Source organism: Accumulibacter sp. (assembly GCF_032229525.1).
GTDB lineage: Bacteria > Pseudomonadota > Gammaproteobacteria > Burkholderiales > Rhodocyclaceae > Accumulibacter.
Genome location: NZ_JAVTWB010000121.1, coordinates 47876 through 64032, shown reverse-complemented (window position 1 = coordinate 64032; position 16157 = coordinate 47876). Strand labels below are relative to the sequence as shown.

Sequence of the window (16157 nt, the reverse complement as noted above, 5' to 3'; positions counted from 1 at the left end):
GGCCTCACGCCGCCCCGCAGCAGTTCTTGAACTTCTTGCCGCTGCCGCACGTACAGGGGTCATTGCGACCGACCTTGGCGGTCTCGCGGCGAACGGTCCTGACCGCGCGTCGCGCGGCCCAGAAACGATAGATGTCGGCCACCACCTGCGGCAGCCTGGCCTCGCATTCGTCCTGCAGACGCTCGAGTTCCTCGCCTGACAACCAATCATCGCCAGCCGCAGCGGCAGCAGCTTCGGCGTCGCCGGTGAGCATGAACAGCGTGAACAGCTGCTCGTCGAGGAAGCAGATATCTTCGCTGTCTTCCTTGCCTTCTTCTGCCCCAAGGAACTCGAACCAGCCGTCGACCGCGGTATCGATCCCGTGCAGATAGGCCTGACACCAGGAAACGAGGTCACTGGGCCCACCTTCATCGCCGTCTATCGGATAGAGGAGAAGCACCGGCGCTTCACCACTGGCCAGCTCCGCTTCGAGTGCGGCGGCAAGAAGGCGCAGCAGTTCCGCAGCCTCGCGACCGGGGCCGTCGCCATCGGCATCAACGCCGCCCAGCACTTCGCTCAACCACTGCGCCTCGGGCATCGCCTGCGGACCCGACAGGGCCGCACAGAGGTAGGCTTGCACTTCGTCAAGCGGCAGCGCCTGATCCAGCGCGGGGTCGCCGAGCAATTGCTCCAGGCGCAGCAACTGGGGATCGGTGAGAGGAAGGGTCATGCGCTCAGCCCCTGGTCGTGGACTGACTATCGAAGCTGGCAAGCTGCACCGTGGGCAGGGGCGTCCAGCCGCGTTCGCGGTGTTCCGCCACGATCGTCGTGAAGATGCCACCGCGGACGTAAAAGCGGGCGGTCAGCTTCATGTAGCGGGGTTTGGTGACGCTGACCAGGTCGTCAAGGATGCGGTTGGTGACGTCTTCGTGAAAGCAGCCGGTGTTGCGAAACGACCAGATGTACAGCTTCAGGCTCTTCAGTTCGACACAGCTCTTGTCGGCTATGTAATCGAGAATCAGGGTGGCGAAATCTGGCTGCCCCGTTTTCGGGCACAGGCAGGTGAATTCGGGGATTTCCATGTGAATATGAAAATCCCGCTGCGGCGCGGGGTTGGGAAAGGTGGCAAGGGTTTCGGCCGGCGGTGTGCTCATTGGGGTTCCGAGTGGTGGTCCGGGAAGGCGAATCGGGCAGGCAGAGTGCTATTATAGGCGACCATTTTTGTGCCCCGCTGGAATGTTTCCTTGTCATGAGCTGGCCGGGCACAGGGCGTCACTCGTTCTCGGGACAAGGCTTTTACCGATTTCTTCCAGCGCGGCTGTGCAGGCCGCGCTTTAGTTCATGCGCCTGACAAAACTGAAACTCGCCGGCTTCAAATCTTTCGTCGACCCAACGACCATCGCGCTGCCCGGCCAGCTGGTTGGTGTCGTCGGTCCGAATGGTTGCGGCAAGTCGAACGTGATCGACTCGGTGCGCTGGGTGCTCGGCGAGTCGAAGGCATCGGAGTTGCGCGGCGAGTCGATGCAGGATGTGATCTTCAACGGTTCGGGATCGCGCAAACCGGTGTCGCGAGCAGCGGTCGAACTGGTGTTTGACAACTCGCTTGGTCGGCTCTCCGGTCAGTGGTCGCAGTATGCCGAACTCTCGGTCAAGCGCCTGCTGACGCGCGCCGGTCAGTCCGAGTACTACATCAACAACCTGCACGTGCGCCGCAAGGACGTCACCGACCTCTTTCTCGGCACCGGTCTGGGCCCCCGCGCTTACGCGATCATCGGCCAGGGCACCATCTCGCGGATCATCGAGGCCAAGCCGGACGAACTGCGCGTGTTTCTCGAAGAAGCTGCTGGCGTCAGCCGGTACAAGGAAAGACGCAAGGAAACCGGGCATCGGCTGGCCGACACGCGTGACAATCTGACCCGCGTCGAAGACATCCGTCTCGAACTCGGTTCCCAGATGGAGCGGCTGGAGGGCCAGGCCGGTGTCGCTCGCCAGTATCGCGAGTACAGCGATGATCTGAAACGCAAGCAGCAGTTGCTGTCGCTGCTGCGCCGTAACGAGGCCCAGAGCGAGCGCGATCGACTGGCGCGCGAGATCGAACAGGCGACGATCGATCTCGAAGCACAAACCGCCGTCCTGCGCGATCTCGAAGCGCGTCTCGAGGAGTCGCGCGAGGCCCATTTCGCCGCCAGCGACGGTGTCCATGCCGCGCAGGGTGAGCTGTTTGCCGCCAATGCGGAAGTGGCGCGGCTGGAAGGCGAAATCCGCCATCGTCGCGAGTCGCAGCGCGAGTACGAGACGCGTCTCGCGCAACTCACCAATGACCAGCAGCATTGGCAGGCGCAGGCCGGGAAACTGGCCGATGACGATCAGCGCTGGCAGGATTTGCTGCGGCTGGCGGACGAACGCGTCGAGCAAGGGCAACTGCGCCTCGAGGCAGGGCAGGAACGCTTGCCACTCGCCGAAGAAAGGCAGGCCACGGCGCGCCAGGCGGTGAGCCGTCAACGTAGCGAGATTGTTCAGGCCGAACAGCGGCTGCATGTCGAGCAGACAAATCGCGCGCACGCGCAGCGTTCGCTGCAGAGCATCGCCAGCCGCCGCGAGCGTCTGCTGCTCGAGCGCCAGGCGATGCCCGTCCCCGATGAAGGCGAAATGGCTGACCGGCAGGCGGAACTAAGCGAGTTGAACGAAGGAATCAGGGTCGCCTTGCAGGCCCAGAAAGCGCAGCAACAGGACGTGCCGCGCCTTGAGCAGCAGCGGCGCGAAGTCCTCGCCGAAGTGCAACATGTGCAAAAGGAACGCGCCGAGGCGAACGCGCGCCGGATTGCCCTGCAGCAACTGCAGCAACGCCTGCAGGCCAACGGCAAACTGGAGGACTGGTTGCTGCGGCACCGGATGCAGCACGGCGAGCCGCTGTGGAAGTCGCTGCAGGTCGACGCCGGCTGGGAAGCAGCGGTCGAAGCCGTCCTGCGCGAGCGACTCGGTGCGCTGCCAGCGGACGCGGCCGACCCGGCGTGGAGCAACGATCGGCCGGGCAGCAAACTGACCTTGCTGTTACCGCTGCTCGGTACCAGCAAGGTCAGCGAGGTGGTCGAGGATCGCCTGTTGTCGCGCATCAGCTGCGCCCATCCGCAGCTGATGGGCATTCTTGCCGACTGGCTCGGCGAGGTGCTCACCGCGCCCGACCTGGCCAGCGCTCTGGCGCGCCGCGGCGAGCTGTCGGAGGCTGCCTGTTGTGTGACGCCCGGCGGCGATATCGTCAACCGGCAGAGTGTGACGCTGTTTGCGCCGGATAGCGGCGAGCATGGGCTACTCGAACGACAGCGCGAGATCGACGCGTTGGCCGACATCATCAGCCAACGCGAGGAGAAGGTCGCAGAGGCGCAGGAGAAGCTGGCCGACGTCGAGCAGGTGCTGCTCGAGACGCAGCGTGGCTTGCAGGAATCCCGCCAGCAGCTCGGCGTTCTGCAGGATCGGGCACACGCGTTACAGGTCGAAACGCTGAAGCTCGCGCAGGCCCTTGAGCGTTTCCGCGAGCGACAGACGCAGATTGACGATAGCCAGGGCGAAATGTCGGCAGAGGAAGAAACCGAGAGCGAACGGCTGTTCCTCGCTGACGAGGCCATTAGCGGGCAGGCCGAACAGCTGCGCCAACTGCAAACGGTGATGGAAGAGGCGCGGACGCTGTTTGAGCAGACCGAGCTGGCCCTGCGTGACCAGCGCCAGCAGGTCGGCGATGCTGAACGTGAACTGCGCGAGGCGGAGTTCTCGCAGCGCGAATGCCGCACCAAGTTGCAGGAGCTGGCCAGCGGCCGCGACCTGGCGCGCCAACAACTCGAACGCATCGACGACGAACTGAAGCGCTGCGAGGACAACGCCAGCGCCATGCAGGCGGAAGATCTCGAGCCTCGCTTGCAGGAAGCGCTCGATCACCGCGTCGCCCGCGAGCACACCCTGGCGCACGCCCGCGATGCGCTCGAGGCGGCAGCAAACGGCCTGCGCGCACTGGACGAACAACGACTCAAGGTCGAGCAGAGCCTCGACCCCCGGCGAGAGCGGATTGGCGAACTGAAGCTCAAGGAGCAGGCGGCAAGCCTCAATGTCGAGCAGTTCGCGGCGCAGTTGACCGAGGCCGACGCCGACGAGCAAGCGTTGACCAGCCAACTCGCCGGCCTACGTGCGGCCCCGCTGCAAAGCGCGATCAGCGCGCTGCTGCGTTCGATCGATGGTCTCGGCGCGGTCAACCTGGCAGCGCTCGACGAACTCGAAGCGGCCCGTGAACGCAAGAGCTATCTGGATGCCCAGTCGGAAGACCTGACGCAGGCGATGGAAACGCTGGAAAATGCGATTCGGCGCATCGACCGCGAAACACGCGACCTTCTGCAGACCACCTACGACGCGGTGAACCGCAGCTTCGGCGAGCTGTTTCCTGCGCTTTTCGGCGGTGGCGAGGCGCGACTGATCATGACCGGCGAGGAAATCCTCGATGCCGGCCTGCAGGTGATGGCCCAGCCGCCGGGCAAGAAGAACTCGACGATTCACCTACTTTCGGGCGGCGAAAAGGCACTGACGGCGATTGCGCTGGTATTCTCGATGTTTCAGCTCAACCCGGCGCCGTTCTGTCTGCTTGACGAAGTCGACGCGCCGCTTGACGATACGAACACCGAACGTTTCTGCACCATGGTGCGACGAATGTCGATCCATACGCAGTTCCTGTTCATCAGCCACAACAAAATCACGATGGAGATGGCGCAACAGCTCGTCGGTGTGACCATGCAGGAATCCGGCGTCTCGCGTATCGTTGAAGTCGATATGGAAGAAGCGCTGCGAATGCGCGAGCAACTCGTTTAGGGATAAATATGACCGACTTGCAGATGGGTTTGATCGGCCTCGGGGGCGTCGCCGTGATTGGCGTCCTGGCCTACAACAAGTGGCAGGAACACAAGCACCGCAAACTGGCGGAGGAACTGTTGAGCGCACGCCAGACTGACGTCTTGCTCGATGAAGTTTCTTCTGGCGAATCGGCGGGCGAGTTTTCCGGTACCAGCGCCGCGGCGCCGCCGACAGGGGGCGTCGGCCGGGCTGGCCAGGAGCGGGTCGAACCGCTGATCGGACCAGATCCTGGCCATGACGAGCCAGCGCGAGAAACCCCGCCGTCGACCGACCGCGCCGGGGCCGAGGCAGGGCAGGCAGCATCCGAACCGGCCCGTTCGGCGCCACCGGCGACGACGCCTGCTCAAGCTCCACACGAGAAGTCCGATACCAGGGAAAGTCCGGCGCCGCTTTGCGTACTGTCGCCGCTGATCGATTACATTGCCGCGATCCAGGTGGTCGAACCGGCTGCGGCGTACCGCATTCGTGAGGCGCAGCGCACCGCCATCGGGCGACTGGGGAAAGCCGTCAACTGGATCGGCTACGACGAGGACGCGCACCTCTGGGAACCCATCGTCGAGGAGAGCGAGCGCGAGTACCGGCACATCCGTATCGGCCTGCAGCTGGTCGACCGTAAAGGTCCGCTTCCGGACCGCGAGCTGTCGATGTTCAAGGTCGCCATGCAGGATCTGGCAACCGAGCTGATGGGCGTTGTCGAATTGCCGTCACGCGAGCCGGCGTTGCAGGCGGCAGCGCAGCTTGACGAGTTTTGCGCCGGCGTCGATATCCAGATCGGTATCAACGTCATCAGCCAGGGGCAGGTTTTCCCGGGTACCAAGCTGCGCGCCCTGGCCGAGTCAACCGGCATGACGCTTGACGCGGAAGGGCGCTTTGCCCGTTGTGACGATGCCGGTAGAGTCCTTTATGTGCTGGTCAACCAGGAAACAAATCCTTTCTCGGCCGAGTCGATGAAGACCCTGACGACGCATGGCGTGACTTTCCTGCTCGACGTTCCACGCGTCGCCAACGGCGATCGTGTGCTGACGCAGATGATCGATCTGGGGCGGCGCTTTGCCGAGACCTTGAACGGTGCGCTGGTTGACGATAACCGCCACCCGCTCTCGGAGGCGGCGATCGAACCGATCCGCCGTCAGGTGGCACAGTTTCAGACGGCGATGGCGACCAACGAGCTGCCTGCCGGCGGACCATTGGCGCAGCGCCTGTTCTCCTGAATGCCGGCGTGCCGGGGATGAGCGTCAGCGATCGCGCGCACGCTTTGCGCGCGGCGATCGAGCAGCACGACCACCGCTACTACGTCCTCGATGCGCCCCTGATCAGTGACGCCGAGTACGATTGCCTGTTTGCCGAGTTGCAGGCGCTCGAAGCGGAACACCCTGGCCTGCTAAGTGCAGATTCACCGACGCAGCGGGTCGGCGCCGCGCCGTTGCCGGAATTCCGTGCGCTAAGCCATGCCACGCCGATGCTCTCGCTGAGCAATGCCTTTGCCGACGACGACGTCGCCGCTTTCGATCGCCGGGTGCGCGAGGCGCTGGCCAGTGTCGGCGACGTCGAGTATGCGGCCGAACCCAAATTCGACGGTCTGGCAGTCAGCCTGACCTACCAGAACGGCCTGTTGGCCCATGGTGCAACGCGCGGTGACGGCACCACCGGCGAGGAGGTGACGGCCAATCTGCGCACCCTGCACAGTATTCCCCTGCGCCTGCAAGGCAAGGGCTGGCCGACAGAGTTCGAGGTGCGTGGCGAAGTGCTGATGTGGCGTAGCGACTTCGAGCAGCTGAACTCGCGCCAGCTCAGCAAAGGCGAAAAAGCGTTCGTCAACCCGCGTAATGCCGCTGCCGGCAGTCTGCGCCAGCTCGACCCGAGAATCACCGCCGAGCGGCCGCTGCGCTTCTTCGCCTATGGCGTCGGCCTGGCCAACAGTGCCGGCTTGCCGGCTACCCATTCGGAATTGCTGGAGCTGTTCGCCAGCTGGGGGTTTCCGGTGGCGCACGAACGGCGCCGGGTGACCGGCCTCGCTGGCCTGCTGGCCTACTATGACGAGATCGGCAAACAGCGTTCCACACTCCCGTACGACATCGACGGGGTGGTCTACAAAGTGGATGATCTGGCTGCGCAGGCGCGCCTTGGCTTTGTTTCGCGCGCACCGCGTTTTGCCCTCGCCCACAAATTTCCTGCCGAAGAGGCCGTCACCGAGCTGGTGGACATCACCATCCAGGTCGGTCGCACCGGAGCGCTGACTCCGGTGGCGCGGCTCAAGCCGGTTTTCGTCGGTGGGGTTACCGTGACCAACGCCACCCTGCACAATGAAGACGAAATCTTGCGCAAGGACGTGCGCATCGGCGATACGGTCGTCGTTCGCCGCGCCGGTGACGTGATCCCGGAGGTCGTTCGCGTGCTGCCGGAGCATCGTCCGACTGACGCACTGCGCTTCGTCATGCCGAAAGCCTGCCCGGTCTGCGCCTCGAACGTCGTTCGCAGCGAAGACGAAAAGGGCATGGCGGCGGTGGCGCGCTGCAGCGGCGGCCTGTACTGCCCGGCGCAACGCAAGCAGGCATTGCTGCACTTTGCCTCGCGGCGGGCGATGGATATCGAAGGCCTGGGCGACAAGCTGGTCGAGCAACTGGTGGACAACGATATCGTGCGCACACCGGCCGATCTCTACCGGATGGGCCTGCTGGCCCTGGCCAGTCTCGAACGAATGGCCGACAAGTCGGCGAGCAATCTGCTGGCGGCGATCGCGAAAAGCAGACAGACCACCCTGGCGCGCTTCATCTACGCGCTCGGCATCCGCAACGTCGGCGAAGCAACCGCCCGCGATCTGGCGCGCCATTTCGGCAGCCTGGACCGCCTGCTGGCTGCCGATGAAGCGCTGCTGATGCAGGTCCCTGACGTCGGCCCAACCGTCGCACAGTGCATTCGCCAGTTCTCTGGCGAAGCGCACAACCTCGAAGTCATCGCGCAACTGCGTGCGACCGGCGTGACGTGGAGCGAAACGGAAGCGCCGACGCCTACGGGCAGTGCCATCGCCGGCAAGACATTCGTCCTCACCGGCACGCTGCCCTCGCTGACCCGCGATGCAGCGGGGCAAATGATCATGGCGGCGGGCGGCAAGGTGAGCGCTTCGGTATCGAAGAAGACCGATTTCGTCGTTGCCGGCGCGGAAGCCGGCAGCAAGCTCGAGAAAGCGCAGTCGCTGGGCGTGCCGGTGCTCGACGAAGGCGCTCTGCTGGCCCTGCTGAACACGACCGCAGACGAGCAGCACGGCTGATGGACAGGGATCCGGTAAAACACCTGCTGGCCACCGCCGAGCTGATCCATTCGGCGGATACGGTCGTCGCCGCGGTGGCGCGGGTCGCCGGCGAGATCACCGAACGACTTCGCGACAGCAATCCGATACTGCTCTGTGTGATGAACGGCGGCGTGCCTTTCGCCGGTCAACTGATGACACAGCTGAGCTTTCGACTGGACTTCGACTACCTGCAGGTCGGCCGCTACGGCCGGGAGACCGCGGGGGGTTCGCTGTCCTGGCGGGTCGAACCGGCGATGCCGATGACCGGGCGCAGCGTGCTGGTGGTCGACGATATCCTCGATGAAGGACTGACGCTGGCCCGGATTCGCGAGCGACTCCTGCAACTGGGGGCGAGCGCGTGTTACACGGCGGTACTGGCCGACAAGCTGCATGGCCGGGAAAAACCGATCGCGGCGGATTTCGTCGCACTGAGCGTTCCCGATCGTTTCGTTTTCGGTTACGGCATGGACCTTCGTGGCGCCTGGCGTAATCTGCCAGCGATTTATGCCCTGCGGGAGGATTGAGATGCTGGCGATCATCGGCGGCAGCGGACTGACGCAACTCGCCAACCTCGAGCTGTCGCGCAACGAGCGGGTACTCACGCCTTACGGCGAACCGTCCGGGCCACTGAAATTCGGCCGGATCTGCGGTCGGCCAGCCGTTTTTCTGGCCCGTCATGGCGACGCACACAGCATCGCCCCGCACCAGGTGAATTATCGAGCGAACCTCTGGGCCTTGTCGCAGAGCACTCCGGTGGGTATTGTCTCGGTCGCCGCGGTCGGCAGCATTCGCCCGGATCTCGAACCCGGCGATCTGGTGATCCCGGACCAGATCATCGACTACACCTGGGGTCGCGCATCGACCTTCCACGAAGGGCCGGACAGTGCGGTCACCCACATCGACTTCACCGAGCCTTATGATCGCGCGTTGCGCAGCAGGCTGCAGGTGGCGGCGACAGCGATCGGCGTGAAGATCAGCGACTCGGCAGTCTACGCCGCCACCCAGGGACCGCGTCTCGAAACCGCGGCCGAGATCAACCGGCTCGAACGTGACGGTGCCGACGTGGTCGGCATGACCGGCATGCCCGAGGCGGCGCTGGCGCGCGAGCTGGCCATACCCTATGCCGCGATCAACGTCGTTGCCAACTACGCGGCCGGGCGCGGCGATAGTCGCGAGCGGATCAGCCTGGAAGATATCCATGCCGTTCTGGCGGCGTCGATGCACCAGGTGCATGCCCTCATCGAAAAGATGGTGACCAGCGATGATTAGACCGGTCCTCAGGATGGGCGACCAGCGCCTGTGGCAAAAGGCGCGACCTGTCGAGCACTTCGCCACCCCGGAGCTGCGCGCCCTGATCGCCGACATGCAGGAAACCATGCACCACCTGGACGGTGCCGGCCTGGCCGCACCGCAGATCGGTGTCGATCTGCGCCTGGTCATTTTCGGGATTGACGACAATCCCCGCTACCCCGACGCCGATGAGGTGCCGTGGACGGTGTTGATCAACCCCGTGCTGACACCACTCTCGCGAGAAATCGAAGACGGTTGGGAAGGCTGCCTCTCGGTACCGGGGCTGCGTGGCTGGGTACCGCGCTGGAGCCGCTTGCGCTATACCGGTTTCGATGCCTCCGGTCGGCCGATCGACCGAGCCGTCGCAGGTTTTCACGCCCGGGTGGTCCAACACGAATGCGACCATCTCGACGGCATCCTCTATCCGATGCGGATCAAGGATTTCAGTCGTTTTGGCTTTGTCGACGAACTTTTTCCCGACGGCGGCGCTGGTGCGGCCGAGTAGCCGAAGCCGCCCGTATCCTGCTGCGCGCAGCCGTGGTGTCGATTTGCGAAGGACCAGTTCTTGATGAAAACAAGCGGCGCAGCAGCCCCCTATCGAATTCTTTTTGTCTGCATGGGTAACATCTGCCGATCGCCAATCGCCGAAGCGGTGACGCGCAGCATGGCCCAGCGCGAAGGCTTGACAGCCATGGTGGAAACCGACTCGGCGGGCACGCACGGGCATTTCCACGCCGGCGAGGCACCGGATCCGCGAGCGCGGCGGGTAGCGGCCAAGCGCGGCTACGATCTCTCCAGGATCCGGGCACGCCGGGTCGCCGAGGCAGATTTTGATCGCTTCGACCGCATCCTGGCGATGGACGAGGACAATCTGGCGCTGCTGCGACGCCAGTGCCCGGAAGAAAGCCACGCGAAGCTCGGGCTGTTCCTCGCTTACGCCCCCGATCTCGGCATCACGGAGGTTCCCGATCCGTACTACGGCGGCGAAGAGGGCTTCGAGCGCGTGCTGGAGCTGTGCGAGTTGGCAGCGAGAGGGCTCTTGTCCGCCTGCGAGCACGGACAGCTTTCCCGGTAAACAGCGAGAACCGCCGACCCGCGCCGGGCGCTGTCTATTTCAGCGCGTTGGCCAGGCGAACGTAGTCGTCAACGGACAGTTCCTCGGCCCGACAACGGGGTGAAACGCCCAGCGCCGCCAGTTGCCCGTCATCCACCAGGCCTTTGAGACTGTTGCGCAGCATCTTGCGGCGTTGCCCGAAAGCCAGCGAAACCAGCTTCGAGAAACGTGTTTCGTCGTCCGCCGAGAGATCTTCGAGCGGCCGCGGAATCAGGCGAACCAGCGCCGAGTGCACCTTTGGCGCCGGATCGAAGGCTTCGGGCGGCACATCCAGCAAGCGGTCGATGACGAAGCGGTATTGCAGCATCACCGACAGCCTGCCGTAGTCGCCGCCTCCCGGCTCGGCCACCATGCGCTCGACGACCTCGCGCTGCAGCATGAAATGCATGTCGTGCAGGCAGGCGAGAAAACCGGCAAGGTGGAAGAGCAGCGGCGTCGAGATGTTGTAGGGGAGATTGCCGACCACCCGCAAGCGGCTGCCGGAATCAGCGGCCAGCCGGCCAAAATCGAAGGCCAGTGCGTCACCCTCGTGCACCGTCAGCCGCGCTGGTGAATACCCCTGCCGCAGTCGGGCGACGATGTCGCGGTCGATTTCGACCACCTGCAGATGATCGAGCCGGCCCAACAACGGATCGGTCAGCGCGCCCAGGCCCGGGCCAATCTCGACTACCTTGTCGTCACGCTGAATGGCCAGCTGGTCGAGGATGGCGGCGATGACCTGTTGGTCAATGAGGAAATTCTGGCCGAAGCGCTTGCGCGGGACGTGCAAGCTCATGGCATCATCGCTTGCCGCCGGCGCGCTCGGCCATCTCGATCGCCTGCTCGACGGCCACGAACAGACTACCCGGATCAGCGCTGCCGCTGCCCGCCAGGTCGAGAGCAGTGCCATGATCCACCGAGGTGCGAATGATCGGCAGACCCAGCGTCACGTTGACCCCGCAGCCGAAACTGGCGTACTTGAGCGCCGTCAGGCCCTGATCATGGTACATGGCGAGCACACAGTCGCCCCGTGCCAGAACCGCAGGCGAGAACATCGTATCGGCCGGGAGTGGGCCGATCAGGGTCATCCCCTCCTCTGCGCGCAGTTTCTCAAGCACCGGCGCGATCACCTCAAGCTCTTCATGACCGAGGTAGCCGCCCTCGCCAGCGTGCGGATTGAGACCAGCGACCAGGATGCGCGGCTGGAAGATGCCGTATTTCTGCCCCATCTCGCGATGAAGAATGCGCAGTGTTTCCTCGACTGCGCTTGAGGTCACCGCCGCCGGTACGTCGCGCAGTGGCAAATGGGTCGTCACCAGAGCCACCCGCAAGCCGCCGCCGGCGAGCATCATCACCACGCGTGGGGTTGCCGTCTGCTGCGCCAGGTATTCGGTGTGCCCGGTGAACGGAATGCCGGCGTCGTTGATTACCCCTTTGTGCACCGGCGCCGTCACCATCGCGGCAAAGTCGCCGTTCTGGCAACCGGCCAGCGCCCTGCCGAGCAGCGCCAGCACGTAAGGCGCATTGGTCCGATCAAGACGACCGGGCTCGGCCCTGGCCGCCAGCGGCAGGTGAAGAACGTCCAGCGTACCGGCTTGCGGCGGCAGCGCCGGATTCCAGTCGCGCAGGGTAGCGGGGAGCTGCAGCATCGACGCTCTCTCGGCAAGCAAGGAGCGATCGGCCAAAACGACGATGCGTGCCGGAAACGCATTTTCGCGTGACCGATCGAGCAAGCGCAGACAGATCTCGGGGCCAATGCCGGCCGGTTCGCCGGCAGTGACGGCGATCACCGGCAAGGAAGCGATGCTGCTCAAGGCTCCTCCAGGCGAAGCTCCAGATAGGCTCGGTCGCGAGTCTGCCGGAGCCAGTCCTGATAGGCCTCATCACGCTTGCGCTCACGCAGCACCTGGCGCGCCGCAGCGCGTTGGCGGTCAGACGACACATCCTGGACGCGGCGCTCGACCACCTCGATCAGGTGAAAACCGAAGGGTGACTGGACCGGCTGACTGAGCTCACCAGGCGCCAACAGATTCATCGCCCGCTCGAATTCCGGCACCGTGTCGCCGGGGTAGATCCAGCCGAGATCCCCGCCCTTTGACGCGGAGCCGTCTTGCGAGAAAAGCCTGGCCAGGTCGGCAAACTTCTCGCCGTTCTTGATCCGTACACGAAGACTTTCCAGCGTGTGCCTGGCTTCCGGCTCCGAGACGATCTCGTTGACCTTGATCAGGATGTGCCGGGCGTGTGTCTGCTCGACCGCCGGCAGGGTCCCGCCACCCCGCTTGTTCTGCAATTTGATCAAATGCAAGCCGTTCGAGCTGCGCAGCACCGGTGACACCTCGCCGACCTTGAGCTTGACACTTTCCTCGGCAAACATCGCCGGCAGGCGATCGAGCGAGCGCCAACCGAGATCGCCACCGCGCAGCCCGTCTGGCGCGTCTGAATAGGCGGCAGCAAGCTGTGCGAAATCCTCGCCCTTGCGCAAGCGCTCGACCACCTGATCGGCCTTGGTCCGCAGTTGCTGAATCTGCTCCGGACTCGCTGACTCGGGCGCCCGCAGCAAGATATGCGCGAGCAGATACTCCTCGTTCGCGCCACCCTGTCCGGAAACGCCCGACAGGTAGTTGTCGATCTCACCTTCGGAAATGAAAATCTTGCTGTCCACCTCGCGTTCGCGAAGGCGAGCGATGGTGATCTCGGCGCGTATCTCTTCGCGAAACGTGGCGAACGAGAGTCCGTCCTTTTCGAGAGCGGCACGGAACTGGGGAAGCGACAACTTGTTATTGGCTGCGATGCGCTGCAGCGCCTGGTCAAGTTGGGCATCGTCGACGCGCAGGCCGCTGTCCCGCGCAAACTGCAATTGCACCTTGTCCATCACCAGACGTTCGAGCATCTGTTTTTCGAGCACATCACGTGGCGGCAAGGTCGTTCCCTGTCGCTGCAACTGCCCTAGCGCCGAGTCCAGACGCGAGCGCAGCTCGTGCAGGGTGATCACTTCGTCATTGACGACGGCCACGATGCGGTCGGCCGGAATCGGTTGGCTGGCTGGCTTCGGAGAAGTCTGTGCCATCGCCAACCCGACAAGGCAGGCGGAAAGCAGCACGGCGCGAATGATGCGTATCATGGTCAGGACTACCGTTCGGCCAAAGCCGGGTCTTGCATTGGCTGGTTAGCCACGCCGTAGCCCGAAATCCGGCGCTGGAGAAGATTCAGAGGACTTGACCCGATGCGGGCAAAATCATTCAGTTCCAGTTGAACGAAAGCTCGCGTCGTCGCATTCGCCTCGCTGGTCTGCAAACGGTGACCGACCACGCGCAAGGCCCAGCAACCCGCCTGGTACTCCAGGCCGCCGATGATCTCGATCGCATTGTTCGTCTCGAAGGAATAATTGTAACGACCAACCGCCTGCCAGCGAGCGTTGATCGGCCATTGACCGGACACATCGACCTGCTTGATGGGCGTCACCGACTGGGTGTTGTAACTGTACGAGGCGTTGATCAGCTTGCCCGCTTCCGGGAAATAGCGCGCGCCCATCGAGTAGCGCTCGAACTGCTGATCCCCCATGTTGTATTGCAGGGCCGCGTCCGCGTAGACCCTGGGCAACACCTGGCCAGTGAACCCCGCCAGGAAGTCGGACTCGTTCGAATTGCGCGGGGTGGCTCCGGGCAACGTGACCTTGTCGTCCGTGAAGTAAAGCCGCTGGCCGATCATCCCGCGCATGATCTCGCTCCCGGTCAGCGGATTGATCAGGCGTGAAGACAAGGCGGCAGTCAACTGGTTGGCGTTGTTGATGCGATCCCAGCCTGAAAACTGGTTATCGGCGAAGATTTGCGCGAAGTTGAAGTCAGCCAGCGCGGTGTCGAAGATCGGGATATCGTTCTGGTTCTTGTAGGGGATGTTCAGGTAGAAAAGTCGCGGCTCCAGGGTCTGCGTGTAGTCCCGACCGAACCAGTTGCTCGGTCGCTCGAAAGTCATCCCTGAATCGACACTGGCAATCGGCAAGGTGCGATTGATCGAATCGGGCGCGGCAGCGGCTGAAGTCGGATACGACAGCGCATATTGGGTAACGTTCACCCCCACCCGCGGAATGACATACCACCCTGGTGTGACGTAGGGTAGTGAAACCTGCGGTTGCAGTACCGTGCGCTGACCTTCGACCATGCTCGAGTCGGGGTGAACAAAACTGGAGTATTGCCCGAAGAAAGCGCTGTCGGTGGAGAACAGGTCCGGCTGCCGCGCGTTGACCGTGAGCTGCGGCAAGAGGCGATAAGGTTTGGCGACCGGGTTCTGGGGATCGGGCTGCAGCGTCTGGAACGACTGAACGTTGGCCGTCGCACTCCACCACCCGGCACCGCCGTAGCTCAGCAGTCCCTGCTGCAGAAGTTGCGTCTCCGAGGTCTTCGAAATCTCGCTCGACAGGTCGGTGTAGTAGTCATTGTCGGACACGCGATTGTAATTGATCGCCCCCGAGAAGCCGTTGGCCGTCGTCTGGTTGTGGTTCAGTCCCACGCCCCAGCGATTGATATTCGCCACGCGATCATTGGGGAGAACCTCGACCCGCGCCGTGCTGGTATAAATACCGCCATAGGCGGCGTTGAGGTAGCGCACATCGGTACCGAGCAGCAGTCCGCGCTTGGTCATGAGCCGCGGCTCGAAGGTCGCGTCCATGTTCGGTGCGATGTTCCAGTAATACGGCAGGGTAAACTCAAGACCGCTGTCACTGCTCGATCCGTAAGTCGGGGTCAGGAAACCCGATTTGCGCTTATTGTTTAACGAAAAGGACATCCACGGGGTGTAGAGAATAGGCACGCCGAGGAAATGCACGGTGGCGTCGTTGCCGCTGGCCACCTCATTATCGTAGTCGAGCTTCAAATCGGCGACGCTGAGATACCAATCATCGTCGCCGGGTTTGCAGGTCGTATAGGTGGCGGAAGTCAGACGAACCTGATTCTCCCCTTCAAAATCAACGCGTTCAGCCTTGCCGCGCGCCTCTGTCACCCCGTCATTCATGCTGTCGCGATACTTGATCTTGGTCTGCCCGGGCACAATATTCAAGGCCCGCGGTGCGGCGAAACCGCTGGTGAAATCGCTGCCTGGCTCTGTTGGCGTCAAACGTGGGTCGCCGGTCTCAAGCGCCCGCGCCCGGGCTGCAGCGGCGGGCGACTGCCGTTTCATGAAGTACGTCGCCTGATCGAAGAAACCGAACTGCTCCTCAAGCTTCAGGCGCATCTTCGGACCGGAAATGAGGTCGTCTCCCTGCTGCAATCGCACGCTGCCGACAGCCTCTATCTCGTCGTCAACAGGCCAGTAGGTCATGCGATCGGCAGTCAACACCTTGTCGCCCTGGAGCAATTCCGCATCATCCTCGGCGACCACTTCCCGCTCGACAACACCCGTAATCCGCTGCCCACTGAGGAAGGTTGCCTGCGGCCCGTCACCTGGTTTAGGTCGCGGCACCGTCGCCCGCTCGGTCGCTGGCGACGCGGATGCCACATCGGGCCCAGCCTGCTTCGGCGCTGGCGACTGCGATGGTGACTCGCTGCGCGCGGACCGCTCGCTCGTTGTTGGCGTCGGCGCCGTGGCGGTCGGGGCGGTCGGGGCGGTCGGGGCGGTCGGGGC

General features: G+C 63.7%; 13 protein-coding genes. 7 read left to right on the top strand and 6 right to left on the bottom strand.

Annotated features, from left to right (window positions below; translation table 11 throughout):
* Positions 1-4: 4 nt before the first annotated feature.
* Positions 5-709 carry a UPF0149 family protein gene (locus RUW20_RS08475; protein WP_313951769.1) on the bottom strand — a complete coding sequence of 235 codons (705 nt, stop codon included), beginning with the start codon at positions 707-709 and terminating at the stop codon, positions 5-7.
* Between the two features lie 4 nt (positions 710-713).
* Positions 714-1133 carry a preQ(1) synthase gene (gene queF / locus RUW20_RS08470; protein ID WP_313951768.1) on the bottom strand — a complete coding sequence of 140 codons (420 nt, stop codon included), beginning with the start codon at positions 1131-1133 and terminating at the stop codon, positions 714-716.
* Positions 1134-1320: 187 nt separating this feature from the next.
* Between queF and smc the strand changes: the two genes are divergently transcribed.
* From smc to RUW20_RS08435, 7 genes are all read left to right on the top strand, one after another.
* Positions 1321-4827: a chromosome segregation protein SMC gene (gene smc / locus RUW20_RS08465; protein ID WP_313951767.1), complete on the top strand. Its 3507-nt coding sequence runs from the start codon at positions 1321-1323 to the stop codon at positions 4825-4827.
* 8 nt (positions 4828-4835) lie between these two features.
* Positions 4836-6080: a cell division protein ZipA C-terminal FtsZ-binding domain-containing protein gene (locus RUW20_RS08460; RefSeq protein WP_313951766.1), complete on the top strand. Its 1245-nt coding sequence runs from the start codon at positions 4836-4838 to the stop codon at positions 6078-6080.
* A gap of 17 nt (positions 6081-6097) precedes the next feature.
* Entirely contained in the window at positions 6098-8137 is a 2040-nt protein-coding gene (gene ligA, locus RUW20_RS08455; RefSeq protein ID WP_313951765.1) for an NAD-dependent DNA ligase LigA, read from the top strand.
* The gene (locus tag RUW20_RS08450; protein ID WP_313951764.1) at positions 8137-8682 is read left to right on the top strand and encodes a hypoxanthine-guanine phosphoribosyltransferase; all 546 of its coding nucleotides are present in this window, start codon (positions 8137-8139) and stop codon (positions 8680-8682) included. Before ligA ends, RUW20_RS08450 begins: the two co-directional genes overlap by 1 nt.
* 1 nt (position 8683) lies before the next feature.
* Complete coding sequence (locus RUW20_RS08445) at positions 8684-9427, top strand: S-methyl-5'-thioinosine phosphorylase (protein ID WP_313951763.1); 744 nt, start codon at positions 8684-8686, stop codon at positions 9425-9427.
* On the top strand, positions 9420-9953 hold the full coding sequence (gene def / locus RUW20_RS08440; protein WP_313951762.1) for a peptide deformylase: 534 nt from the start codon (positions 9420-9422) through the stop codon (positions 9951-9953). The genes RUW20_RS08445 and def overlap by 8 nt, the downstream gene beginning before the upstream one ends.
* A gap of 63 nt (positions 9954-10016) precedes the next feature.
* Positions 10017-10523 (top strand): low molecular weight protein-tyrosine-phosphatase, encoded by a 507-nt coding sequence (locus tag RUW20_RS08435; protein ID WP_313951761.1) that lies wholly within the window; start codon positions 10017-10019, stop codon positions 10521-10523.
* Between the two features lie 34 nt (positions 10524-10557).
* Here RUW20_RS08435 and rsmA read toward each other — a convergent pair whose 3' ends face one another.
* The 4 genes from rsmA to RUW20_RS08415 are packed head-to-tail and all read right to left on the bottom strand — an operon-like array spanning position 10558 to position 15995.
* Entirely contained in the window at positions 10558-11337 is a 780-nt protein-coding gene (gene rsmA, locus RUW20_RS08430; protein WP_313951760.1) for a 16S rRNA (adenine(1518)-N(6)/adenine(1519)-N(6))-dimethyltransferase RsmA, read from the bottom strand.
* Positions 11338-11341: 4 nt separating this feature from the next.
* A complete protein-coding gene (gene pdxA / locus RUW20_RS08425; RefSeq protein ID WP_313951773.1) occupies positions 11342-12346 on the bottom strand; it encodes a 4-hydroxythreonine-4-phosphate dehydrogenase PdxA in 1005 nt (334 codons plus the stop codon).
* A 5-nt stretch (positions 12347-12351) separates the two neighbouring features.
* On the bottom strand, positions 12352-13662 hold the full coding sequence (locus tag RUW20_RS08420; RefSeq protein ID WP_313951759.1) for a peptidylprolyl isomerase: 1311 nt from the start codon (positions 13660-13662) through the stop codon (positions 12352-12354).
* A gap of 8 nt (positions 13663-13670) precedes the next feature.
* A complete protein-coding gene (locus RUW20_RS08415) occupies positions 13671-15995 on the bottom strand; it encodes an LPS-assembly protein LptD (RefSeq protein WP_313951758.1) in 2325 nt (774 codons plus the stop codon).
* Positions 15996-16157: the final 162 nt, after the last annotated feature.

Coding starts and splice junctions, on each gene's coding strand:
- RUW20_RS08450 (WP_313951764.1), top strand. CDS start 8,137: ATGGACAGGGATCCGGTAAAACACCTGCTGGCCACCGCCGAGCTGATC.
- RUW20_RS08435 (WP_313951761.1), top strand. CDS start 10,017: ATGAAAACAAGCGGCGCAGCAGCCCCCTATCGAATTCTTTTTGTCTGC.
- rsmA (WP_313951760.1), bottom strand. CDS start 11,337: ATGAGCTTGCACGTCCCGCGCAAGCGCTTCGGCCAGAATTTCCTCATT.
- queF (WP_313951768.1), bottom strand. CDS start 1,133: ATGAGCACACCGCCGGCCGAAACCCTTGCCACCTTTCCCAACCCCGCG.
- RUW20_RS08420 (WP_313951759.1), bottom strand. CDS start 13,662: ATGATACGCATCATTCGCGCCGTGCTGCTTTCCGCCTGCCTTGTCGGG.
- RUW20_RS08445 (WP_313951763.1), top strand. CDS start 8,684: ATGCTGGCGATCATCGGCGGCAGCGGACTGACGCAACTCGCCAACCTC.
- def (WP_313951762.1), top strand. CDS start 9,420: ATGATTAGACCGGTCCTCAGGATGGGCGACCAGCGCCTGTGGCAAAAG.
- RUW20_RS08475 (WP_313951769.1), bottom strand. CDS start 709: ATGACCCTTCCTCTCACCGATCCCCAGTTGCTGCGCCTGGAGCAATTG.
- smc (WP_313951767.1), top strand. CDS start 1,321: ATGCGCCTGACAAAACTGAAACTCGCCGGCTTCAAATCTTTCGTCGAC.
- ligA (WP_313951765.1), top strand. CDS start 6,098: ATGAGCGTCAGCGATCGCGCGCACGCTTTGCGCGCGGCGATCGAGCAG.
- RUW20_RS08460 (WP_313951766.1), top strand. CDS start 4,836: ATGACCGACTTGCAGATGGGTTTGATCGGCCTCGGGGGCGTCGCCGTG.